Source organism: Clostridioides sp. ES-S-0005-03 (genome assembly GCF_020658455.1).
Lineage (GTDB): Bacteria > Bacillota > Clostridia > Peptostreptococcales > Peptostreptococcaceae > Clostridioides.
Window position 1 is genome coordinate 467,822 of record NZ_JACVWI010000003.1, and the last position, 25,626, is coordinate 493,447.

23 protein-coding genes are annotated in these 25,626 nt (G+C 28.0%); 22 read left to right on the top strand and 1 reads right to left on the bottom strand.

Going from position 1 to position 25,626, the window contains the following annotated elements; translation table 11 throughout:
- The first annotated feature begins 11 nt into the window (after positions 1-11).
- From leuD to IC218_RS14925, 19 genes are all read left to right on the top strand, one after another.
- On the top strand, positions 12-503 hold the full coding sequence (leuD, locus tag IC218_RS14835; protein ID WP_227436706.1) for a 3-isopropylmalate dehydratase small subunit: 492 nt from the start codon (positions 12-14) through the stop codon (positions 501-503).
- Between the two features lie 6 nt (positions 504-509).
- Complete coding sequence (gene leuB, locus IC218_RS14840; protein WP_227436704.1) at positions 510-1,580, top strand: 3-isopropylmalate dehydrogenase; 1,071 nt, start codon at positions 510-512, stop codon at positions 1,578-1,580.
- A gap of 307 nt (positions 1,581-1,887) precedes the next feature.
- Positions 1,888-2,403, top strand: coding sequence for a PaaI family thioesterase (locus IC218_RS14845; protein WP_227436702.1), 516 nt, complete (start codon positions 1,888-1,890; stop codon positions 2,401-2,403).
- 355 nt (positions 2,404-2,758) lie between these two features.
- The gene (locus tag IC218_RS14850; protein ID WP_227436700.1) at positions 2,759-3,835 is read left to right on the top strand and encodes a pyridoxal-phosphate-dependent aminotransferase family protein; all 1,077 of its coding nucleotides are present in this window, start codon (positions 2,759-2,761) and stop codon (positions 3,833-3,835) included.
- Between the two features lie 239 nt (positions 3,836-4,074).
- Positions 4,075-5,016, top strand: coding sequence for a D-2-hydroxyacid dehydrogenase (locus tag IC218_RS14855; RefSeq protein ID WP_227824771.1), 942 nt, complete (start codon positions 4,075-4,077; stop codon positions 5,014-5,016).
- A gap of 31 nt (positions 5,017-5,047) precedes the next feature.
- Positions 5,048-6,298 carry a DUF1015 domain-containing protein gene (locus IC218_RS14860; RefSeq protein ID WP_227436697.1) on the top strand — a complete coding sequence of 417 codons (1,251 nt, stop codon included), beginning with the start codon at positions 5,048-5,050 and terminating at the stop codon, positions 6,296-6,298.
- Between the two features lie 879 nt (positions 6,299-7,177).
- Positions 7,178-10,726: a diguanylate cyclase domain-containing protein gene (locus tag IC218_RS14865; RefSeq protein WP_227436695.1), complete on the top strand. Its 3,549-nt coding sequence runs from the start codon at positions 7,178-7,180 to the stop codon at positions 10,724-10,726.
- A gap of 233 nt (positions 10,727-10,959) precedes the next feature.
- The gene (locus tag IC218_RS14870) at positions 10,960-12,894 is read left to right on the top strand and encodes a YgiQ family radical SAM protein (protein ID WP_227436692.1); all 1,935 of its coding nucleotides are present in this window, start codon (positions 10,960-10,962) and stop codon (positions 12,892-12,894) included.
- A gap of 122 nt (positions 12,895-13,016) precedes the next feature.
- The gene (locus IC218_RS14875) at positions 13,017-14,012 is read left to right on the top strand and encodes an ABC transporter substrate-binding protein (RefSeq protein WP_227436690.1); all 996 of its coding nucleotides are present in this window, start codon (positions 13,017-13,019) and stop codon (positions 14,010-14,012) included.
- Positions 13,984-14,769: an ABC transporter permease gene (locus tag IC218_RS14880; protein WP_227436688.1), complete on the top strand. Its 786-nt coding sequence runs from the start codon at positions 13,984-13,986 to the stop codon at positions 14,767-14,769. The genes IC218_RS14875 and IC218_RS14880 overlap by 29 nt, the downstream gene beginning before the upstream one ends.
- Positions 14,757-15,455 carry an ABC transporter ATP-binding protein gene (locus IC218_RS14885; protein ID WP_227436685.1) on the top strand — a complete coding sequence of 233 codons (699 nt, stop codon included), beginning with the start codon at positions 14,757-14,759 and terminating at the stop codon, positions 15,453-15,455. Before IC218_RS14880 ends, IC218_RS14885 begins: the two co-directional genes overlap by 13 nt.
- A gap of 120 nt (positions 15,456-15,575) precedes the next feature.
- The gene (gene ybaK / locus IC218_RS14890) at positions 15,576-16,055 is read left to right on the top strand and encodes a Cys-tRNA(Pro) deacylase (RefSeq protein ID WP_227436683.1); all 480 of its coding nucleotides are present in this window, start codon (positions 15,576-15,578) and stop codon (positions 16,053-16,055) included.
- Between the two features lie 183 nt (positions 16,056-16,238).
- Positions 16,239-17,078, top strand: coding sequence for a fumarate hydratase (locus tag IC218_RS14895; RefSeq protein WP_227436681.1), 840 nt, complete (start codon positions 16,239-16,241; stop codon positions 17,076-17,078).
- 13 nt (positions 17,079-17,091) lie between these two features.
- A complete protein-coding gene (locus IC218_RS14900) occupies positions 17,092-17,640 on the top strand; it encodes a Fe-S-containing hydro-lyase (protein ID WP_227436679.1) in 549 nt (182 codons plus the stop codon).
- Between the two features lie 71 nt (positions 17,641-17,711).
- Positions 17,712-18,893, top strand: coding sequence for an NADP-dependent malic enzyme (locus tag IC218_RS14905; protein WP_227436677.1), 1,182 nt, complete (start codon positions 17,712-17,714; stop codon positions 18,891-18,893).
- A gap of 182 nt (positions 18,894-19,075) precedes the next feature.
- Positions 19,076-19,339 (top strand): zinc ribbon domain-containing protein, encoded by a 264-nt coding sequence (locus IC218_RS14910; RefSeq protein WP_227824772.1) that lies wholly within the window; start codon positions 19,076-19,078, stop codon positions 19,337-19,339.
- A gap of 116 nt (positions 19,340-19,455) precedes the next feature.
- Positions 19,456-19,887, top strand: coding sequence for a hypothetical protein (locus IC218_RS14915; RefSeq protein ID WP_227824773.1), 432 nt, complete (start codon positions 19,456-19,458; stop codon positions 19,885-19,887).
- Between the two features lie 233 nt (positions 19,888-20,120).
- The gene (locus IC218_RS14920; RefSeq protein ID WP_227824774.1) at positions 20,121-20,807 is read left to right on the top strand and encodes a response regulator transcription factor; all 687 of its coding nucleotides are present in this window, start codon (positions 20,121-20,123) and stop codon (positions 20,805-20,807) included.
- A gap of 72 nt (positions 20,808-20,879) precedes the next feature.
- Complete coding sequence (locus tag IC218_RS14925; RefSeq protein ID WP_227824775.1) at positions 20,880-21,632, top strand: ABC transporter permease; 753 nt, start codon at positions 20,880-20,882, stop codon at positions 21,630-21,632.
- A gap of 88 nt (positions 21,633-21,720) precedes the next feature.
- Here IC218_RS14925 and IC218_RS14930 read toward each other — a convergent pair whose 3' ends face one another.
- The gene (locus tag IC218_RS14930) at positions 21,721-22,563 is read right to left on the bottom strand and encodes a S1 RNA-binding domain-containing protein (RefSeq protein ID WP_227482934.1); all 843 of its coding nucleotides are present in this window, start codon (positions 22,561-22,563) and stop codon (positions 21,721-21,723) included.
- A gap of 292 nt (positions 22,564-22,855) precedes the next feature.
- Between IC218_RS14930 and IC218_RS14935 the strand changes: the two genes are divergently transcribed.
- From IC218_RS14935 to nagB, 3 genes are all read left to right on the top strand, one after another.
- The gene (locus tag IC218_RS14935; protein ID WP_227436666.1) at positions 22,856-23,590 is read left to right on the top strand and encodes a GntR family transcriptional regulator; all 735 of its coding nucleotides are present in this window, start codon (positions 22,856-22,858) and stop codon (positions 23,588-23,590) included.
- A 9-nt stretch (positions 23,591-23,599) separates the two neighbouring features.
- Positions 23,600-24,733 (top strand): N-acetylglucosamine-6-phosphate deacetylase, encoded by a 1,134-nt coding sequence (gene nagA, locus IC218_RS14940; protein ID WP_227436664.1) that lies wholly within the window; start codon positions 23,600-23,602, stop codon positions 24,731-24,733.
- 102 nt (positions 24,734-24,835) lie between these two features.
- Complete coding sequence (nagB, locus tag IC218_RS14945) at positions 24,836-25,585, top strand: glucosamine-6-phosphate deaminase (protein ID WP_227436662.1); 750 nt, start codon at positions 24,836-24,838, stop codon at positions 25,583-25,585.
- Positions 25,586-25,626: the final 41 nt, after the last annotated feature.

A 25,626-nucleotide genomic window follows, 5' to 3' on the forward strand; every position in this document is an offset into this window, starting at 1 on the left:
AGGTAAAGTTTATGATTGCTAATGGAAGAGTTTTTAAATTTGGTGATAATATAGATACAGATGTAATAATACCAGCTAGATATTTAAATATAGCTGATTATAAGGAACTATCAACACACTGTATGGAAGATATTGATGATAAGTTTGTATCTAAAGTAAAGGCAGGAGATATTATAGTTGCAACTAAAAATTTTGGATGTGGTTCATCAAGAGAACATGCTCCAATCGTAATAAAAGAAAGTGGAGTATCCTGTGTAATTGCATCAACTTTTGCTAGAATATTTTTTAGAAATTCTATAAATATAGGGCTTCCAATACTTGAATGTGAGGAAGCAGCTAATAGCATAGAAGAAGGTGATACTATAGAAGTGGATTTTTCAACAGGTGTAATAAAAAACATAACAAAAGGAACAAAATATAAGGCTGAACCATTTCCTGAGTTTATGCAAAATATCATAACAAATGAAGGTTTAATTAACTCAATAAAGGTAAACAGGGGGTAATGGTGTATGAATTGTAAAGTAGCAGTCATAAAAGGTGATGGTGTTGGGCCAGAAATTATAAAAGAAGGTATAAAGGTCTTAAATAAAATTTGTTATAAATTTAATCATAAATTTGATTGTGAATATGTATTGGCTGGAGGATGTGCAATTGATGAAACTGGAGAACCTCTACCTGATAAAACTGTTGAAATATGTCGAAAAAACGAGGCAGTATTACTTGGAGCTGTTGGGGGTCCAAAGTGGGATAAATGTAAAGGGGATGCAAGACCAGAAGCAGGTCTTTTGAAATTGAGAGAATCCTTAGGCTTATTTGCAAATTTGAGACCAGCAACTATATATGAAAGTATAAAGGAATCTTCACCACTTAGAGCAGATATAGTAGAAAAAGGCATTGATTTTGTTGTTGTGAGGGAGTTAACAGGGGGCATTTATTTTGGAGAACGTGGAAGAAAGATTATTGATGGTGTTGAAGAGGCTTATGATGTAGAGGTATACAATGAAAATGAAATAAGAAGAATTGGAAGAAGGGCTTTTGAAATCGCTAGAGATAGAAAGAAGAAGCTTGTCAGTATAGATAAAGCAAATGTGCTTGAAAGTTCAAGACTTTGGAGAGGTATTATGGAGAACTTAGCTAAAGAATTTGATGATGTAGAGCTATCACATATGTATGTTGATAATGCTGCTATGCAAGTTGTGAAAGACCCTAGCCAATTTGATGTAATAGTGACTAATAACATCTTTGGAGATATAATATCTGACGAAGCATCCATGGTTACAGGTTCTATAGGTATGTTACCATCTGCATCACTTCGAGAAGATAGCTTTGGAATGTATGAACCAATACATGGGAGTGCTCCTGATATAGCTGGAAAAGATATTGTAAATCCAATTGCAACTATTTTATCTGTCGCAATGATGTTAAGACATAGCTTTAATCTAGAAGATGAAGCTAAATGCATTGAAGATGCAGTACAAAATGTACTTAGAAAAGGATACAGAACTAGTGATATATATAATAGTATAGGAACTGTTGTTGGTACAAAGAAAATGGGAGAATTAATAGTAAATGAAATTTAGAATTATAGTTTAATTTATATAATACGATTTGGTCATATAATGGGGGGCATTAGTAAAAAATTTATTGTGAAATAGTTTTATATTTGGGGTAGAAGAGATATTTTATTTTTAAAGCACAACATGATTTTAGGTAATTTTAATTACATAAAATCACGTTGTGCTTTTTTATAAAATAACACTTTGGATTAAGATTTTAATGCTGAAATAGCCTATTTTTGTTTATTAGAAATTTGCAGGGATTTAATTAATATTATATAATATATTTTAGTATTATGAATATTAAGTGACTGTCAATATTAGTTAGGAGATGGAGTTTTTGGGAAAATATAAGGTTTTAAAAAAGCAAAACAGTAGTAAATCTTGTTTAGTTTGTGGAACGCAAAATGAATTAGGATTAAAAGCAGATTTTTATGAACTTGAAAATGGAGAACTTGTATCAATTTGTAATACAAAAGATTGGCATCAGAGTTATCCAGGAAGAGTTCATGGAGGTATGTCTGCTGCAATATTAGATGAGACTATTGGAAGAGCTGTAAGTATAAATGATGACCAAATATGGGGGGTTACAGTATCTTTGGAATTGAAATATAAAAAGCCAGTACCAACAGATGCTACTATAAAAGTAGTTGGAAGGATAACTAAAGAAAATAGAAAATTATTTGAAGGTACAGGAGAAATAATTTTGCCAAATGGAGAGATAGCAGTAACAGCAACTGGAAAATATATGAAGATGCCTATTGGTCAAATAGCAGAAGGTGATTTTTCTGATGAAGAATGGTTCTTTGCTGAATCAGAAGAAAAAGTTGAATATATTGAGATTTAAGTGATTACATATTTGCTATGTAAAATGATGTGTAAAAAAATATAAAATTGAAAAACATAAGATAAAAATAACTTAGCTATACTTAAAAAAAATTCTTATAATAGCATTAAATTTACACGTTAAAAAAAATAATTTATATATTTAAAAAGTGTATTTTTTTTACAGGTAAAATTCAGAAAATTCAAACTAATGATGAGGTGTAAAATGGATGATTTCACAAAATATAGAAAATAAATTATATATAAAATATAATTTTTATGTTGACATACTTAATTTAGCTTGATATTATAGATATTAAAAATAAGGACAGTAAACACACTATCCATATTACAAACTAAAAAAGGAGGGAATTATAATGAGTAAGAAATTATTTATTCCTGGTCCTATTGATGTTAGAGCAGAAGTCTTGGAAAAGATGGCTACACCAATGATAGGACATAGAGGGAAAGATGCATCTATACTTCAAAAAAGTATAAGTGAAAAAATGCAAAAACTATTCTATACCAACAACACGATACTTTTATCCACGTCGTCCGGAACTGGTTTAATGGAAGGCTCCATTCGTTCCTGTACATCCAAAAAGGCAGCAGTATTTTCCTGTGGGTCCTTTGGTGATAGATGGTACAAAATGGCAGTGGCTAATAATGTCCCAGCGGATATATTTAAAGTTGAATTAGGAGAGGCAACAACACCAGAAATGGTTGATAAGGTGCTTTCTACCGGAGAATATGATTTAATAACCGTAACTCACAATGAAACTTCAACTGGAATAAGAAATCCAATAGAAGAAATTGGAGAAGTTGTTAAAAAATATAAAGATGTGGTCTACTGTGTAGACACTGTAAGTTCAGCCGGTGGAATAAAAGTCGAGGTTGATAAGATTGGAATAGATATTTGTATAACATCATTACAAAAAGCACTGGGATTACCACCAGGAATGTCTATTTGCACATTTTCTCAAAAAGCAATCGATAGAGCTAAGCAAGTACCTTTTAGAGGAGTTTATTTTGATTTGTTAGAAATGTATGAATACTTAATCAAGAAAAACTACCAATACCCTTCAACACCATCTCTTTCTCACATGTTCGCTTTAGATTTCCAATTAGATAATATATTAGATGAAGGCCTAGATAATAGATTCAAACGACATGAAGACATGGCAAACTTAGTTAGAATCTGGGCTAAAAAACACTTCCAAATTTTTACCAATGAAAATCACTTATCCAATACACTTACTGTTATAGAAAATACTCAAGGTATTAGTGTATCAAATTTAAATTCAAAATTACAAGAACGAGGATTCCAAATAGCAAATGGCTATGGCAATTTAAAAGAAAAAACTTTTAGAATTTCACATATGGGTGACTATACTGTCGAAGATGTACAAGAATTATTAGATAATATTGATGATATATTAGGTTTTAATAAGTAATATTACAAAATTATGTGTATTTTAAGTTAAATTTAAAATATATAAAATAAAATGTGTTTTATGAAAATTACATATTAAATTTTTAACAAACATTAATGAAATTTGATATGACTTTAATAAAAAATATTTTGAAAATTATATAAATAGAAAGTGTAATTAAATAAAGTTTTTTAGTGATGAAAATACTTTAAAAAATAAAAATTGGAAAAATTAAGTGAATATAATTGGAGGAGTTTGTTATGTATAATATATTAATTACTGATGGAATAGAGAAAGATGCAGCGAGAAAATTGAGAGAGTTAAATTTTAATGTGATAGAAGAGTTTTATGAAAAAGATGTTTTAGGAGATAAACTTAAAGATGTTGATGTGCTTGTAGTACGTTCAGCTACTAAGGTTACTAAGGATGTAATAGACAAAGCATTAGAAGGTAAAAAGTTAAAATTGATAGTAAGAGGTGGGGTAGGATTAGACAATATAGATGTTAAATATGCAGAAGCTAATGGAATAAAAGTCATGAATACTCCAAATGCAAGCAGTATATCTGTTGCAGAACTTACAATAGGTCAATTATTTGTACTTGCAAGATTCATAAATACTGCAAATGTAACTATGAGAGATGGAAAATGGGAAAAGAAAAAATACAAAGGTACAGAAATTAATGGAAAAACATTAGGACTTATAGGTTTTGGAAGAATTGCAAAAGAAGTTGCAAAGAGGGCAGAACTATTAGGAATGAATGTCATATATACTGATATAATGGGTGAAGCACAAGGCTTTAACAAATATAGATTCTGTGATATGGAAGAAGTTTTACAAAAAGCAGATTTCTTATCTTTACACATACCTTTTGATAAGAATAAGGGGGCAGTAATAACTGAAAAAGAAATAAATAAGATGAAAAATGGAGCTTATTTAATAAACTGTGCAAGAGGCGGTTTGGTGGACGAAAAAGATTTACTAAAAGCATTAGATGAGGGTAAATTATCAGCAGCAGCTATAGATGTTTATGAGCAAGAACCTACATTAAATCTAGATTTAGTAAATCACCCAAGAGTTTCTCCTACACCTCATATTGGTGCATCTACAGTAGAGGCTCAAGAAAGAATTGGAGAAGAAATTGTAAATGTGATTCAAGACTACTTTCTTGACTTCAACAATCTAATAGGGGTAGCATTATAAAATATTTTATACAATTAGGAGGAATTTAGTAATGGCAACGATTAAACCATTTAAGGCGATTAGACCAAATAAATATATAGTAGATAAAGTAGCAGCACTTCCTTACGATGTTATGAATAGTGAAGAAGCTAGAGAAATTGCAAAAGGGAATCCATATTCATTTTTGCATATAGATAAATCAGAAATTGATTTAGATGAAAATATAAATTTATATGATGAAAAAGTTTATTTAAAAGCACGAGAAAATTTGGACGAATTTCGAAAACAAGAAATTCTAGTAAAAGATGAAAAAGATTGTATATATATATACAAACAAGTTATGGATGGCAGAGCTCAAGTTGGTATAGTTGCATGTATTTCAGTTGATGAAAGCTTAGATGGAACAATAAAAAAACATGAGTACACTAGACCAGAAAAGGAAGTTGATAGAACTAATCATATAAAATACTGTGATGCTAATACGGGAACTATACTTGTAACTTACAAACATCAAAGATTAATAGATGATATGATAAATGATTTTATGGATAATCATGAGCCTTTATATGATTTTATAACAGATGACAAGATAGAGCATACAGTGTGGAAGATTGATAATGATGATATAATATGTAATTTAGTAAATGCATTTGGAAAATTAGATTATTTATATATTGCAGATGGTCATCATAGAACAGCTTCAGCAGAAAATGTAGCTAAAGAAATGAGAGCTAAAAATCCAAACTATACTGGAAAAGAAGAATTTAATTATTTTATAGCAATGATTGCACCAGATGAAAATCTAATGGTTTTAGATTATAATAGAGTTATCAAAGACTTAAATGGTTTAAATGAAGAAGAATTTATAAATAAAATAAAAGAAAATTTTGATGTAGAACAAATGAAAGGTAAAGAAAAATATAAACCTGACAAAAAAGGAACTTTCGGAATGTATCTAGGTGATAAATGGTACAAAATGAAGGCAAATAAGAATTTATTAGACATAGAAGACCCAGTTGACTCATTAGATATTTCTATACTACAAAATTATGTGATTGATGCTATTTTAGGAATTGAAAATCCTAGAGTAGATAAAAGAATTGATTTTATTGGTGGAATTAGAGGTATTGAGGAATTAGAAAGAAGAGTTAATGAAGATATGAAGGTAGCGTTTGCAATGTATCCTACTAGTATTGAGGATTTAATAAAAGTAGCAGATGCAGGCAAGATAATGCCAGCTAAGTCAACATGGTTTGAACCTAAGGTAAGATGTGGGCTATTCTTACACGAAATAAATGAATAATTAATAAAATTAAAGGCTAAAAAGTAAACTCTACTACTTTTTAGCCTTTAATTTTTAATTAAAAATAATAGTATAGTAATTTTAAATTATAAGAGATAGTTTTTCTAAAAAGCTATCTTTTTTTTAGATTTTTATATGGTAAAAATTTACATTTAACAGAAATAGAGTAATATTGTATGTTATAATTTAGAATGGAAATTTATATAGACAGTATTTATAATAAGCGTTAAAAGATATTTGTTATTATTATAGACTATATTGTTATATGAGCAAAATTAGAAAAATAAAAGGATATTAAAGTGACATGCTAGAATTATTATTCGGAAACTAAGTTTCAAGGATGAGTATGAAGCTTATAATTATTTTATAGTGTTGAAGCTTAAGAAAATGGTAATTCAATTTGGAAACAGGATTGATTATATAAAAAGTATAGTGATTAATTAGAAAAATAATGAATAATAATTAGTATATACTATGTTATTAAGCCTTATTAAAATCAAAAGAAAATTAAGTTATATTTTTAAAATATTCATTAAAATTAAAGTGTTGAAAATGAGGATATATTGAGTTTAATTTTATCTTTAAATTAAAGTGGGACAATGTTAAATAGTATCTTATCTAAGAGGAACTTAAAAAATTGATTGAGGTATTTATAAGCATGAAAAGAATTATAAGGAATTTATTAATATAAGTATTATAAAAGAGAATAATTTTTATACATCAATTAATATATAATTAAAAGAAGTGTAAAATGAAAATTTTATAGATAAATTTAACTATATGTTGTTTGATTCTAATATAGGAAGAAATAAAATATGTATAAAAATAGGAAGATATAATATAAACATATAATATATTATATGTAATGAGGATGTGAGTATGGTGAACAGACTAAAGCCAAAAATTTTAGGTATTAGTATCTTGTTTATTATTATAATTATTTTAACCTGTGGGGCTATTTTTAAGTTTAAGTTTAAATTGGATAATAAGTTGAAAGAGACCACGCATACATATTTGTCAGAATTTACGGAGCATAACATAATTAATCTTAAGACAAAACTTAGTGGTCAATTTGACATGCTTGAATCTATTGCTAGTTTTATGGGAAATTTAGATAATATAAATAATGATATGATGATTAATTTAATGGAGTCTGGAGTAAAGCGAAGTTCTTTAATTAGAATGTCTGTTTCTACACTGGATGGAAAAAGTTATTCTAATGATGGAATTATTACTAATTTAAAAGATAGAGATTATTTTAAAAAAGCTAAAAATGGAGAAAAAAACATATCAGAATCTTTAAAATCCATTATTGATAAGAAAGAAATAATAGTTTTAGCTACTCCTATCTATAAAGATGGAAAAGTAGCAGGTGTTTTAAGTGGAGCTTATGATTCAACTAAATTAAATGAATTATTAGGCTTATCTGCATTTGATAAAAAAGCACACGTTTATATTGCCAAAAAAAATGGAGATGTAATTGCTCAAAATACAAACGAAAATAGTAAAATGTTATCATGTGTATTTAAACTTTTTAATAAGGATAATTGTGAGGAAGTAAATTGTTTAAAAGTTATAAAAGAAAATATTAAAAATGATAAATCTGGATATTCTAACTATAATTTAGATAATAAGAAATTTATGTTAAATTATCAACCACTTGGAATTAATGATTGGTATATTTTTTCTGTTGTACCAAGTGAAGTAGTATATATTCAGTCAGATAATATTTCGTATGATGTATACATATTTGCATTAGAAATATTATTAGTTATATTAATTTTTGTTGTATATATAGCTTATATTATAAATAACAATACTAAGACTATTATAAATGAAAAAGAAAAATTTAAGGCACTTACTGATAATATATTAGGAGGTGTTAAAAACTGCTTAAAAGATAAATATATGACTATGACTTATGTAAGTCAGGGGTTTTTGGAACTTACAGGTTATTCTGAAGAGGATTTAGATGTAGTTTTTAAAAATAAATTTAAAAATATGATTTATAAAGAAGATGTAGACAAGGTTAATAGTATCGTTTTAAATCAATTAAAAAGACAAGATAAAATTGAAGTTGAATATAGAATTGTAAAAAAAGATGGAAGTATAATTTGGGTTTTAGATAGAAGTAAATCTATAAAAGATAGTAAAGGGAATGAATATATACAAGGAGTCTTAACTGATATAACAGAACTCAAGAAAATACAAGAAGAATTAGACTCAAAAAGGTTTGAAATAGAGACTATCAATGATAGCATTGTTGGTGGAATAGTGATAACTGAGATAAATGATGATTTTGATAGTATATATTTAAATGAAGGTTATTTAAATATGATTGGATACACACGTAAACAGTTAGAAGATGAATTAGATAATAAATTAATCAAGCTGATTTTCAGAGATGATAGAGCTGGAATGATTGATGATATAAATAAGCAACTTAAAGTAAATGATACATTTGCATGTGAACGAAGAGTTGAGAAACGAGATGGTAGCATTATATGGATTTTATTAAAAGGAAGAAAAATAGTTGATGAAAATGGAAACTCAGTACTATGTAGTGTAATTGTCGATATTACTTCTGCTAAATTATTAGAGCAAGAGCTTAAAAAGAGTGAAGAACGTCATGAGATTATTATAAAGCAGACACAAAATATTATAGTTGAATGGAATATAGAAAAAGACCAAATGAGTATTTCTCCTAATTGGTATAATAAATTTGGTTATGAACCTATAACTGAAAATGCAACGAAAAATATAATTAAATCAGTTGATATATATCATGATGATATAGATAAGTTTATTTTATTAACTAAGCTCACTTCATCAGGAAGTGAGTATGAGGAGTGTGAGATTAGGCTTAGAGTTAGAGATACTACTTATGCATGGTTTAGTATAAAAGCAACGACACTGTTTGATGATAATGGAATACCTTATAAAGTTGTAGGTAGTTTAACTGATATTGATGAATCAAAACGAGAAGCTGAAAAATTAAAAGAGAGAGCGGAAAAAGACCCACTAACAGGTTTATATAATAAAAAAGCATCACAAGCACTTATAGAAGAATATATAACATTGGATAAAAACAGACAAGGTACTTTAATGATTATTGATATTGATGACTTTAAAGGTATAAATGATAATTTAGGTCATTTATATGGTGATGCTGTATTAAGTGAAATTGCAAGTGATTTAATAAATTTATTTAGAGCATCTGATATAGTAGGAAGAATTGGTGGAGATGAGTTCATTGTTTTTATGAAAGATATTTCTGAAACAAAAGATATTATGAACAAAGCAGAGGAATTGGTCAAAACGTTTGAGAGGTCTTTTGTAGGTAAAGGATATAATTATAAAATATCTTTGAGTGTAGGGATTGCTAGATTTCCAAAAGATGGAACAGATTACATGCAGTTATTTAGAAATGCGGACATAGCTCTTTATTCAGCTAAGGGTAAAGGAAAGAATCGTTATGCCTTGTATGATAAAAAAATTGATAAAGTACAATATATAGCAAATACAAGAAATACAGATGAAAATACCAATGTAGCAAGGTCTTTTAAGGAACATATTACAAATTATATATTTGATATATTGTATGAATCAAATAATATAGAAATGGCTGTAAATTTGATTCTTGATATTGTGGGTAAACATTTTAATGTGAGTCGAGTCTATATATTTGAAAACTCAGATGATAACCTCTACTGTAAAAATACATTTGAATGGTGTAATGAAGGAATAACAGCAGAAATTGATAATCTTAAGAATATTTACTATGGTCATTTAGGCAATTATCTTTTAAATTTTAATGCAGATGGATTATTTTATTGTAATGATGTTGATAATCTCAATAGCGATTTAAAAAATTTGCTTAAAGCACAAGGGATATGTTCAATATTACAATGTAAAATTTTAGAAGGTAATGAATTTAGAGGATTTGTAGGATTTGATGAATGTTCATATAATCGTATGTGGACCAGTGATGAAGTGGATACACTTACATTTATTTCCAAGACGCTTAGTGTGTTTTTATTAAAAATGCGTATCCAAAGTAAGCTAGAAGAATCTTTAGAAGTTCAAAAGTCTGTAATGGATAACATGGACATATGGGCTTATGTTGTTGACAGAAACACATATGAACTGTTATTTATCAATAAAAAGATGCTTGAGTCAGCCCCAGATACACATGTAGGTGATTTATGTTATAAAGTATTATGGAACAATCAGAATAAACAATGTAGAAAATGCCCTATGAGTTGTTTAAAAGATGGAACTGATACTTGTAAATCATTTATGCGTAACAAAAAGTTTGGTGTAAATGTAAATATAACGGCAACAGCTTTAAAATGGTTTGATGGTAAAGATGCATGTTTAATATTTGGTAGTGAAGTAAATAGTGTTGAGTCTGAAGCAAATATTTAAATGAGCTTCTTGTAAAGATTTCCTAACTAATTGAATAAAACGTTTAAACTACTGTATTATAGATTTACTTAAAATCACAATTTTGATTTATTGAACCTAAAACGTTCATATAAATTATTTAAGTTGTGGTTTTAAGTATTTTTTGTGTTATAATTAAGCGTTAAGAACAAAATTAAAAGATACTTTTAATTTTAAGAAAGTATTTGTTAAATATACATTGAGCAGGTGATGATATGGAAAATAGGTTTTTACCAATAAGTAAACAAGATATGATAGATAGAGGATGGGAAGAGCTAGACTTTGTGTTGGTTACAGGTGATGCATATGTAGACCATCATAGTTTTGGTACAGCAATAATATCTAGAGTTTTAGAAAATGCTGGATATAAGGTAGGTATAATAGCACAACCAAATTGGAAGACGACAGATGATTTTATGAAATTAGGAAAGCCTAGACTTGGATTTTTGGTTAATGCAGGGAATATGGATTCAATGGTGAATCACTATTCAGTGAGTAAGAAGCATAGAGATAAGGATATGTATTCTCCTGGTGGAAAAATGGGTTATAGACCAGATAGAGCTACAATAGTCTATTGTAATAAAATAAGAGAAGCATATAGCGATGTTGCAATAGTAATAGGAGGAATTGAAGCTAGTTTAAGAAGATTTGCCCATTATGATTATTGGAGTGATAAGGTTAGAAAGTCAATGTTGATAGATAGTGGAGCAGATTTATTAGTTTATGGAATGAGTGAAAAGCAGATTGTGGATGTAGCTAATGCACTTAATGATGGATATGCCCCCAAATATATTAGACATATTGATGGGACATGTTATGTTGCAGATACACTAGAAGAAATATACGATAACTATATATTGATTCCATCATATAAAGAAATATGTGAAGATAAAATGAAATATGTAGAGGCTTTTAAAATTCAATATGATGAACAAGACCCATTTAGAGGAAACATAATTGTTCAACCTCATGGAAGTAAGTATTTAGTTCAAAATAAGCCAGAGAAACCTCTAAATAGAGAAGAATTGGATGAAGTTTATGGATTACCATATCAAAAAACATATCATCCTGTATATGAGAAATCTGGTGGTATACCAGCTATAGAAGAAGTGAAATTTAGCATAGTAAGTTCAAGAGGGTGTTTTGGTAGTTGTTCATTTTGTGCAATAACCTTTCATCAGGGAAGAGCTGTTCAAAGTAGAAGTGAGAAATCAATTATTGATGAAGCAGTAGGAATAACAAAATTAAATGATTTTAAAGGATATATACATGATGTTGGAGGTCCAACAGCTAATTTTAGAAGACCAGCATGTAACAAACAAATTACTAAAGGTGCATGTAAAAATAGACAATGTTTATCACCATCACCATGTAAAAACTTAGATGCAGACCATAGTGAGTATCTACATTTACTTAGAGCTGTAAGAAAATTACCTAACATAAAAAAGGTTTTTGTACGCTCTGGTATTAGGTATGATTATGTAATGGCAGATAAAAATAATAAGTTTCTTAGAGAGCTAATAGAACATCATGTAAGTGGTCAACTGAAGGTGGCTCCAGAACATATATCAGAAGAAGTTTTAGAATATATGCAAAAGCCAGCAGGAAAAACTTATGATAAGTTTAGACAGAAATTTTTTGCTATAAATGAAGAATTAGGTAAAAAACAATATTTGATACCATATTTAATGTCTAGTCATCCAGGGTCTACACTAAATAGTGCCATAGAGTTAGCTGAATATTTGAGGGATACTCATTATCAACCAGAGCAAGTTCAAGATTTTTATCCAACTCCTGGGACACTGTCAACTACAATGTTTTATACAGGAATAGACCCACTTACAATGAAGCCAGTTTATGTCCCAAAATCAAAACGAGACAAAGCAATGCAAAGAGCTTTATTACAGTATAGAGCACCTAGAAACTATGACTTGGTATATTCTGCACTAGTTGAAGCTGGAAGAGAGGATTTGATAGGTTTTGGACATAGATGTCTAATAAAACCAAAGGATGAGAAACCTTATTTTAATAGAAATAATTCTAATAAAAATAAGTCTAAGTCTTCTACTGAAAATAAAAAATATAATGCAAATAATAGAAACAATAAAAAACAACAAAAAAGTCCAAGTAAGAGAAAGAAAAAATATTAAAATAGAGTGTAGGTAAATAGTAAATAAAATTATTTAAATAAGAAGGATTATTCGATAAATTAACAGAAATTAATATAAATAAATATAATTATTTTATAAAAAGTTAGTTTCGGGAGGAAGAGATGAAAAAGTATATTTATATAATGTTATCAGCAGCATTAAGTGTAATTTTTTTAGTGGGGTGTTCACAAGGACAAAATGAAAAGCCAAAAGAAGAACCAGCAGTTGTTAAAGAAGTAAAGGTAGCTGTTCCAGATGGATTGCCAGCGGTAGCAGTAGCGAAATTAGCAAATGAAAATCCAGCAATTAAAGATGGATATGAAACAATTTATAGCATTGAGAAAACACCAGAGGCAATTTCTACTAGAGTAATGAAAAAAGATGTAGATATAGCTATAGTTCCATCAAATATGGCTGCAATAGCATATAATAAAACTTCAAGTTATAATATAGTTGGTACTGTAGGTATGGGGTCTCTTTATTTAGTATCAACAGATGATATAAAGGATTATTCTGATTTAATTGGGAAAGAAGTTGGATGTACAGGGAAAGGTCTTACTCCAGATATAACAATAAGAAGTCTTTTATCACAAAAGGATATAAATCCAGCAGATATAAATTTTAATTATGTAAACTCTGCAAGTGAATTAGTACCATTATTGGCTACAGGAAAAATTACAACAGGGATTGTTCCAGAACCTGCACTTAGTGCTTTAATGTCCAAAAATCCAAATATAAAAATTATAAAAAGTTTAAATGATTCATGGAAAGAAGTAAGTGGTTCAAAGGATGGATATCCTCAATCTACATTAATTATCAAATCTGATTTTTTAAGAGATAATAAAGAATTTGTAGATTCTTTCTTAGGACAATTATCAAATAGTGTAGATTGGGCAAATAAAAATCCTGAGGAATTAGGTAAATATTCTGAGGAGATAGAAATATCTACTGAACCTAAAATAATAGGCAAAGCTCTTGAAAGAGCTAATTTAAAGTATATTCCAGTTAAAGATATGATTAATGATTACAAAAACTACTATGAAAAATTAGCTAATTTTGATGATAAGACAGTAGGAGGCAAAGTGCCAGATGAAGCAATATACTTTGTTGAAAAATAAGAAAATTAAAGAACAATTTATAGACAAATTAGAGGTAACACTTTCTTGTGTTATCCTCTTATTTTTGTGGCAAATTATTGCTTTAAAAATTAACAATGATATATTCTTGCCAACTATAAATCAAGTCTCTAGTAGTATCAAAGAAATAGCATTGAATTCTAATTTCTATATAGACATACTTTACTCAATAGGTAGATGTTTTTTTAGTTTTTTATTTGCTTTGATTTTTGCTATCATATTGTCTATAGTAGCATACTTAAGCAGGATTTTTAGAAATTTATTAAAGCCAATTAATGCTCTAGCACGTTCAATACCAACGATGATATTAGTAATACTTGCACTAATTTGGTTTAAAAAAGATACTACACCTTTTATAGTTGGGTTTACTATAGTTTTTCCAATCTTATACGAGAGTGTTTTAGGAGCAATATTGAATATTGATAAAAATTTATTAGAAATGGCAAGCGTGTATAAGATAAGGTTTATAGATAAGGTGTTGAAAATCTATTTACCAGCTATAAAATTTCAAATTATATCTATATTAGTATCGACATTTTCATTAAGCTTAAAAGTCGCTATAGCAGGAGAGGTATATAGTCAACCTACATATGGTATTGGGACTATGATACAAACTGAAAAAATTAATTTTAATACATCTGGGATATTTGCATGGATAATTATAATAGTTTTAATATCAGTCATTTTACAAGTAGCTCAAAAATTTTTGTCAAGGAGAGCTTTTTTATGGAAAAGATAAGGTTAAGTATTGAGAATATAAATAAAAAATATGATAATCATATTATATTTAAAAATTTTAATATTGATTTTTATATAGATAATGTTAACTGTATACTTGGGAAATCTGGATGTGGAAAAACTACTCTCTTAAATATAATAAGTGGTATTATAGAAAATGATACTTGTAATTTAAATATTAAAGAAAGTTCAAATAAAATTGGGAGTAAGCTAGATGTAAGTTACATATTTCAAGAAGATAGGCTAATAGATTGGCTAACTGTAGAAGAAAATATAAAGATAGTTGTAAATAAATACTACAGTAAAACTCAATTAGATAAAATTTGTGATGAATATTTAGATTTGGTTGGAATTATTAAATATAAAAATTTTTATCCTCAGATGCTTAGTGGAGGGCTTAGGCAAAGAGTCAATATTGCTAGAGCATTTATCTATCCATCAAAGACTATTATAATGGATGAACCTTTTAAATCTATTGATGCAAAGAATAAACAAATAATAATGGATAATTTTAAAGACATACTTAAAAAAGAAAAAAGAACTGTTTTATTTGTAACTCATGATATTGAAGAAGCATTATTTTTAGCAGATAATATCTTTATTTTAGGAGATTCTCCTATGAGAATAAAAAAAGAACTAAAAAATTCTAGTGAATTGGAAAAAAATGAAGTTTTGAAGTTAATATAGAGTTATAATAATATTGTTGTTTTAAAATATAATTATTTTAACTATAATACTCTATTAAAATAGTACAGAATATTCGAAAATATGGATAATGTTCGTATTTTATAAAAAGGAAGTGAATGTATGATTAAAGTAAAAACTAATGCTATGAGAATTTTAGATTCAAACAAAATTGATTATAAGGTACTATCTTATGAAGTCAAAAGTGAACATGTAGATGGTGTAGAGGTAGCACATGATATAGGAAGAGATGTAAATGAAGTATATAAGACTCTAGTAACTCAAGGAGTTAGTAAGAGTATTTATGTATATGTAATACCAGTACATGAAAATTTAGACTTAAAAAAAGCTGCAAAAGTAGCTAAAGAAAAAAGTGTGGATATGATTCATGTAAAAGATATAAATAAGCTTACAGGATATATTAGAGGTGGTTGTTCTCCTGTAGGGATGAAGAAGCTTTATAAGACTTTTGTAAATGAAAGTGCAAAACAATTAGATACAATTATAGTAAGTGCTGGAAAAATAGGATACCAAATAGAATTATCACCACTTGATTTACAGAAACTTATAAAAGTAGAGTTTACAGATGTAATAAAAAAATAGATATTTCAGATAAAAAATTGATGACAAAAAATTATATGATTAATAAAATAAATAATGACTTAAAAATAAACATTTAACTACTATTATGTAATTGATATAAAAATATTGAGAAATTTTAAAAATGATGGTAAAGTGTAAATATGATTACGAATATTTTTTATAAAGTAATGGAGGGATGTTCGCTTGAGGAAGATAAAATCTGAACAAATTGTTGAACAAGTAAAAAAACTTTGCATAGAAGCTAGTTTATACTTAGGAGATGATGTCTTAAGCTGTATAAAAGAGAAAGCTAAAACTGAAAAAAGTGAAGTGGGAAAAAACATATTAAATATATTAGTTGAAAATGCTGAAATAGCAAAGGAAAAAAATATACCAATATGCCAAGATACTGGTATGGCTATATTTTTTGTTGAAATAGGACAAGAGGTTTTAGTTGAAGGAGATACAATTACTGATGCTATAAATGAGGGCGTAAGACAAGGGTACGAGGAAGGATATTTGAGAAAATCTGTTGTAAGTCCAATTAGTAGAATAAATACAAAGGATAATACTCCTGCCATTATTCATTATGAAATGGTAAAAGGCGATGAAATTAAAATAGAGTTTGCTGCTAAGGGATTTGGAAGCGAAAATATGAGTAAAATGAAGATGTTAAAGCCATCAGATGGATTAGAAGGAATTAAAAAATTTATTATTGATACAGTTTCAGAAGCTGGACCTAATCCATGCCCTCCTATGGTAATTGGAGTTGGTATAGGTGGAACTGTAGATAAATGTGCTCAAATAGCTAAAAAAGCACTTTTTAGAGAACTAGGCGAATTTAATGAAGATGAAAATATTGCAAAATTAGAAAGTGAATTATTAGCCTCTATTAATAAATTGGGGATAGGACCTCAGGGGTTAGGAGGAACTACAACAGCTTTAGGTTTAAATATAGAGACTTTTCCTACACATATAGCAGGTCTTCCTGTTGTTGTAAATATAAACTGCCATGCATCAAGACATAAAAAGGTAGTAATTTAGGAGGAAAAATAAAATGATAAAGATAACTACACCTGTAAGTGAGATTGATATAGCTAAGTTAAATTGTGGAGATACAATTAGTCTAAGTGGTATACTTTATACAGCAAGAGATGCAGCTCATAAAAGATTGATAGATTGTATAAATAAAGGTGAAGAGTTACCATTCGATGTAAATGGTCAAGGTATATACTATGTAGGTCCTACTCCAACAAAACCAGGAGAAGTTATAGGAGCAGCAGGTCCAACGACGAGCTATAGAATGGATGATTTGACGATACCTCTTTTAGAGAGAGGTCTTAGATTGATGATAGGTAAAGGAAAAAGAAGTGAAGAAGTTATACAAGGTATGGAGAAGTATGGAGCAGTTTACCTTGCAGCAATAGGAGGAGCTGGTGCATACATTTCAAATTCTATAAAATCATGTGAAATTATTGCATATGAAGACTTAGGACCTGAAGCTATAAGAAAGATTGTAGTAGAAGACCTTAAACTTACAGTAGCTATAGATAGTTATGGAAATAATATCTATGAACAAGGAAGAGCAATTTATGAATGTAAATAAATTTTGAAAATTTATATAAATACTAAATATACAAAACAATTTAATTGTAAACATTTTAAGGAGGAAGATTGATGTCTAAGGATTATGCAAAATTGGCATTAGAAATGCATGAAATTAATAAAGGGAAAATAAATGTAGAAAGTAAGGTAGAAGTTAAAACTAAGGATGATTTATCAACAGCATATACGCCAGGTGTTGCAGAGCCTTGTCTAAAAATACATGAAAATCAAGAGGATGTTTATAGATATACTTCTAAAGGTAATTTAGTAGCAGTAGTTAGTGATGGAAGTGCTGTACTTGGATTAGGCAATATTGGTGCTGAAGCAGCTATACCTGTTATGGAAGGTAAATCTATATTATTTAAGCAATTTGGAGATGTAGATGCTTTTCCAATATGTTTAAAGACTAATGATGTAGATGAAATAGTTAAGTCTGTGGAATTAATGGAACCAGTATTTGGAGGAATAAATTTAGAGGATATATCTTCTCCAAGATGTTTTGAAATAGAGGATAGATTAAAAAAATCTTTGAGTATACCTGTTTTTCATGATGACCAACATGGTACTGCAATAGTAGTGGCAGCAGCAATAATAAATGCAATAAAGTTAATTGAAAACAAAAAAATAGAAGATTTAGAAATAGTTATAAATGGAGCAGGTGCTGCAGGTATAGCAATAGCAAAAATATTACTTAAAATGAATGTTAAAAATATAGTATTATGTAACAGAAGTGGTGCACTGGAAGCCAACATGGAAAGATTAAATTTGGTTCAAAAAGAAATGTTAGATGTAACTAATATAAGAAATGAAAAAGGTTCTTTGAAAGATGTTATAAAAGGTAAAGATGTATTCATAGGTGTTTCAGGTCCAAAAACTGTAACAAAAGAAATGGTTGAAAGTATGTCTGAAAAACCAATAATATTAGCAATGGCAAATCCTACTCCAGAAATAATGCCAGAGGAAGCAAAACTAGGTGGAGCGTTTATAATGGGAACTGGTCGTTCAGATTTCCCTAATCAAGTTAATAATGTTTTAGCATTTCCAGGAATATTTAGAGGGGCACTTGATGTGAAAGCTAAAGAAATAAATGAAGAAATGAAAATAGCGGCTGCATATGCAATTGCTAATACAATAACTGATGAAGAAATATGTCCAGAGTATATATTACCAGATGTATTTAACAAAAATGTAGTAAAAAATGTTGCTGAAGCAGTTAAAGAAGCAGCAATAAAGACTAAAGTAAATAGAATATAATTTTTATTTAAGAATCCAAAACTTAAGTGAGTAAATAAAATATAGACTAATAGAATTTATATATTAATATATAATTTTATTAGTCTTTTTATTGTTAATATGACATAATCATGTCATATTAATATTGCTATAATTTAAATATGGTCAAGAGCCAAAGAAAAATATACAAGGAGTGATTATATATGGAAGAAACTAGATTTTGTCAATGTTGTGGCATGCCAATGGGATGTACTAATGAATTGTATGGAACAAATAAAGATGGAAGTAAAAGTGATGATTACTGTAGTTATTGTTTTAAAGATGGTGAATTTACTGCTGATATAAGTATGGAAGAGATGATAGAAATCTGTATACCTCCTATGGTTCAAAGTAATAAAAGTATGACTGAAGATGAAGCAAGAAGTATGATGAATAATTTCTTTCCAAAATTAAAACGCTGGAAATAAGCTTATACAAAATCAATAACTCATATAAACTTCATGAAAACTTAATACTATAAACACATTAACTCTATATACTAATATTATTATATTTTATTAAATAATGTATTGGAGGAGTTAAAATGAAAAATTTTATTGAGAAGTTGAAAAAAGCTTTTAGAGTTAAACAATTAAAAAAAATATCAAAGGTTTCAATTACAATGTATTGTTTGTCTGTCATGTTGGTTATTTATGGTATATATGTATTTATAAATTGTACTGAATACATATATACTATGCTATCTACAAAACAGTTGGCATTCACAGGAAATGAATATACTATTATAAATTATTATATGAGTAACTTTAGTCAGTATATAATATTTGCTATTTTACTTGCATCAATGGGATTTGTGATACAAAAGCTAGGGAATATGAATTTCGATAAGATGGGAATTAGTGGCAACTATTCAACAAATATTAGAAATATAAGTGATATTTTTATAGATAATAGTAAAGATAGTGAAATGTTTGATAAAGTCAGTATTGAAAATAGTATTTTAAAAAATAAATAATACAAATATATAAAATGTGATTAAAAAAAGCTTAGAATACTTAGTGTATTTTAAGCTTTTTTAATTATTAGGATTTCAAAGTATTAGATTAATGATATAAAATTATATAAAAATAATTTTAAAATATTTAAATCATTGATTTCAAGGTATTGTATTTTTAAAAGAGTAAAAATATAATAAGTTAAGTATATAATAAATGAAAAATAAAAATAAATAAAATGGAAGTGATTGAGATGAGTAGTATATTGTTGGTTGAAGATGATTTAAGCTTGATATATGGATTAGAATTTTCTATACAAAAGAGTGGCTTTAGTGTTGATATAGCAAGAACAGTAAAAGAAGCATTGCGAATGTACAAAGAAAAAAATTATGATTTACTGATTTTGGATGTATCCTTACCTGATGGTAATGGTTTTGATATTTGTAAAAAGGTAAGAGAAGTTTCTAATGTGCCAATTATATTTTTAACTGCTTCTGATGAAGAAGTAAATGTAGTGATGGGGCTTGATATGGGTGGAGATGATTACATAACAAAACCTTTTAAATTAAATGAGTTAATTTCAAGAATAAAAGCTTTACTTAGGCGTTATAATTTTACAAATGAAAATGTAACTGAACTAAAGTCAAATAGTATTACTGTTAAATTACTTGAAAATCGTGTTTTTAAAAATGAAATTGAGCTGGAGCTTACTACAGCAGAATATAAATTATTGTGCCTATTTATGAAAAATAAAAATATCGTACTTACAAGAAAAAATATATTGGACAAGTTATGGGATGGAAATGGTAGTTTTGTAGATGATAACACTCTGTCAGTATATGTGAGAAGGCTTAGAAATAAGATTGAAGATAATCCTGAAAATCCAAAATTTCTATTAACAGTTAGAAGAATGGGTTACAAATGGAATGTTATAAAGTGAGGGTGTTAATATGAAGATATTTTCTAATAAAGACATAAAAATATTTTTTTGGTTATTATATCCGTTTTATTGATGTTTATAGTAGTAGGTCAAATAGTAGTTGTAAATATAACCAATGATTATAAAAGAGCATTGGTAGAATATGATTATAATGTAGCTGGATACTTACATAGTATGGGTGTTGATAAATCAAAAATACCAGTAGTATTCACTACTAATGAAGATAAATATATTGGAAATATTATAACATCTGAAAATACTTTTACAAATGTAACAGGTATGAAAGACTATGTAATAATTGATACTCAAGTTGATGAAGATGCTCCTGGAAATTTAATTCAAAATATAAGAAGTGTACTAGATGATAATTTAGAGGTTCGAGATAAGCGACAAGGTAACTTAGAAGCTAGAAATTCATTTTACACTATGGCAATTTTTGTATATGGGTTTGTATTTATAATTGCCATTATAAGTATGTTTAATATCATAAACAGTATGAATATAAGTGTTACAAGTAGAATAAATTACTATGGTATTATGCGTGCAATAGGCATGTCCAATAAGCAATTAAGAAAAATGGTAATAGTAGAGTCAAGTACATATGCTTTAAGTGGTTGTTTACTGGGGAGTGTACTTGGATTAATATTACATAGGTATATATTTGTATCTTTAGTAACATTAAAGTTTCATATAGAGTGGCAAATACCTTTTGATTTGCTGTTTATCATTGTGGTAACTATGATAATAATAACTTTACTTTCAGTAAGAAAACCAATTAAAAAGATTTGTGAACTAGACATAATAGATGTAGTAAATGCACAATAAATATAGGTAGTAACCTAAATAAAAAATCGAAGTAAATATGAAATAGAAAATATCTTTCATTTTTACTTCGATTTTTGTGTTATATAATTTATTTTAAATAAGTTCCATCTTCATCTTGATAAATTAAATCTTTCTTCATAAGTACTCCAAGAGCACGTTTGAAATTTTTCTTACTTGAATTAAATAAGATAGAAATATCTTTAGGGTCAGATTTATCATTAAATCTCATATATCCATCTGAACCTTCTAAATAGCTTAAAATTTTATTTTCTAAGGTATCAAGTTCATCTTTTCTGTTTCCTCTAGGAGAAAGCCCTAATTTACCATCATCATATATTTTTATAACATGTAAATTTTCAAGAACATCTCCAGCTTTTAATTCTGTAAAGTATTCATTATGAAGGATTACACCAGCATATTTATTGTCAACACATATCATAGCAGAGTTATTGGTTTGGAACCCATATACAACTCCATTTACCATATCTCCTACATTGTAAGTATGGTCTGTTTCTAAATATGAATCTATGTCTGTAGTAGCAGCGATTCTTCCGCTTTTATCCAAATATATATAAAATAAATATTTTTCATCTCTAAACAATGGATAGGTCTTAGATTTAAAAGGAACTAGTATGTCTTTTGTAAGCCCCATATCTATAAAAGTACCAATGTCAGTGTTATCAACCACTTTTAGATAAGCAACATCTCCAACTTTAGCTAAAGGAGGTATTAAAGTTGCAGCAGTTCTGTCATCAGAATCTTTAAATATGAAAGCATCTACTTCATCGCCTATATTTATTTCATTTTTTCCTATTAATCTATTGTGAAGAAGCACATCATCCTTGGTGTTATTAGTTTGTCCATCTAGGAAATATCCAAATTCTGTTTTTCTTTTTACTATAAGTTTATTAAAATCACCTATTTTTATCAAATTAAAATCATCCTCTCATTTTATATTTACAATTTAGTTATACTACTCTTATGTAGTAGTGTTTCACAGTATATATATTAGTATTAGTGAAATTTATAATAAATAATGTAATTATTCATGCATTTTCAATTATTTAGCTTCTTATATAGTATAAACTCCAATTTCTTTTTTGTCTTTAGATTTCCCTAAAATTTTTACAAAATAAGTTAAAAGTATTGAAATAAATTTTCTTTTAAAGTATAATTGGTATATACCAAAATTGGTATATACCATATTGAAAAGTGGTGATTTTATGAAAATAGTGGATAAATCTAGTAATATACCATTGCATACTCAACTAAGTGCCATAATAAGAGAGATGATAGAAACTGGTGAACTTAAAGAAGGTGATGCAATAATACCAGAAAGAGAACTTTGTAATATACAAAATGTAAGTCGCATGACAGTGAATAAAACTATTGTTGGCTTAGTTACAGAAGGTCTTCTTTATAGGGTACAAGGAAAGGGTACATTCGTCGCAAAGCAAAAAAAGAAGTATCAGTTTTCAAATGTAAAAGGTTTTACTGATGTAATGAAGGAAAAAGGAGTAAACATAAGAACTGATATATTATCCTTTGAGATGGAACTACCAGACGATTTAGTAAAAAGAAAGCTTGGAATAAGTGATAATACAACAAATATATATAAAATTATTAGACTTAGATATACAGATGGAGAGCCATTTGGATTAGAAATAGTGTATCTATCAGAAGAAATGTGTAAAGGTCTTACAAAAGGAATATTAGATAATTCTTCATTATATAGAGTTTTGAATGAGAAATATGGCTATAAGATACAAAAAGCTGAGCAAGTAATGGAGCCAATTATACTTTCAGATGAAGAAAGTAAGCTACTTGAAACAGAAGAAGGTTCTTTAGCCCTTAAACTTCATAGGAATTCTTATAATAAAGAAGGTAATCCTATAGAGTATACCATATCGATATTTAGAACAGATAAATATCAATATGAAATAGTATTGAGTGAGTAGGTGAATAAGGTGAAATGTTTAATTAATGGGAAAATAATATTAAAGAATCAAATTTTAGAAAACAAAGTACTAGTATTTGATGAAAAAATAATTGATATATCTGATGAGATACCAAATGATTGTGAAGTTATAGATGTTGGTGGTAAATATATCTCTCCAGGTCTTATTGATATTCATATACATGGAAACATGGGAAAAGACACAATGGATTCAACTGATGAATCTATAGAGACAATTTCAAAATCAATAATGAGACATGGTGTAACATCTTTTCTTCCAACTACGATGACAATGGATAAAGAGCATGTTTATGATGCACTTGAAGTTATCAAAAAAGCTAAAAGTAGAAAACTTGGAGGAGCTCAAGTATTAGGAGCACATTTAGAAGGACCTTTTATAAATGAAAATTATAAGGGGGCACAAAATGAAAAATTTATAATAAATTCAAAATATGAATTTATCAAAGAATACAAGAATGTTATAAAGGTAATAACTTATGCTCCAGAAAAGGATATAGACTTTGACTTTACTAGAGAAATCAAAAGATGTACAAATATAGTTTTATCTATAGGTCACAGTAATGCAAGTTATGAGCAAGCTAAAGAAGCTATAAACTTAGGTGTAACAAATATAACTCATATGTTTAATGCAATGACTGGATTAAACCATAGAGATCCTGGTGTTGTTGGTGCAGCACTTACAACTGATGTATATAGTGAATTAATAGCAGATACAATCCATATAAATAAAGATTTATTTCAATTTATATTGAACAATAAAGGTAGAGAAAAATTGATTTTAATAACGGATTCTATTGAAGCGGGTGGGCTTGAAGATGGAAACTATGCTCTTGGAGGTCAAAAAGTTATAGTAAAAGGCAATGAAGCAAGACTTGAAAATGGTGCATTAGCTGGTAGTGTATTATCTTTAAATAAAATGGTACTTAACTTTTTAAATAATACAAACCTTAGAGTAAATGAAGCAATTAATTTAGCATCCTTGAACCCAGCAACATCTTTAGGCATAAATGATAAAAAAGGAAGTCTAGATATAGGTAAAGATGCAGATATAGCTGTGTTTGATGAAAACTTGGACTGCAAGATGACTCTATGTTTGGGTGAAGTAGTATACAAAAATATGTAGAATGTAAAAAATAAGCTTTAAATAAAATAAAAGTTATATAAAAATAGTAATAAATTAAACTTATATCAATTAAAGTATTAGCTAAAATTTAGGAGGAACAAAATGAGAGTATTAGTATGTAAAGATTATGATGGAATGAGTAAAAAAGCAGCTGAAATGATAGCAGCTCAAATAGTTTTAAAGCCAAATTCAATATTAGGATTAGCTACGGGAAGTACGCCAATAGGTATGTATAGAGATTTAGTTAAGAAATATAATGAAAATATAGTAGATTTTTCAGATGTAATAAGCTTTAATTTAGATGAATACTATAAGTTGCCAATATCTAATGACCAAAGTTATGATTATTTTATGAAAGAAAATCTGTTTAATCATGTAAACATTAAGTCAGAAAATACTCATTTACCAAATGGAATGGCTGATGATATTGAAAAAGAATGTATAAATTACGAAGCTTCTATTGATAGAGCAGGTGGTATAGATGTACAAGTACTTGGAATAGGTCGTAATGCTCATATAGGTTTTAATGAACCTGATAATAAATTTGCAAAAAGAACTCATGTAGTTGAATTAACAGAATCTACAATAGAAGCTAATGCAAGATTCTTTGAATCAAGAGAAGATGTTCCTAAAAAAGCTGTAAGTATGGGAATTGGTTCAATTTTAAAATCTAAAAAAATATTACTTTTAGCTTCAGGAGAAGAAAAAGCTGATGCAGTATATAAAACTGTTTATGGGGATATAACTCCAGAAGTTCCTGGTTCTATACTTCAACTTCACAAAGATACTATAGTTATAGTAGATGAAGCAGCAGCAAGTAAACTGAATCCAAAAGATTATAAATTAGTATAAGAATATAATTGGGTTTAAGTAAAAAATAGCTATCTTTAAAT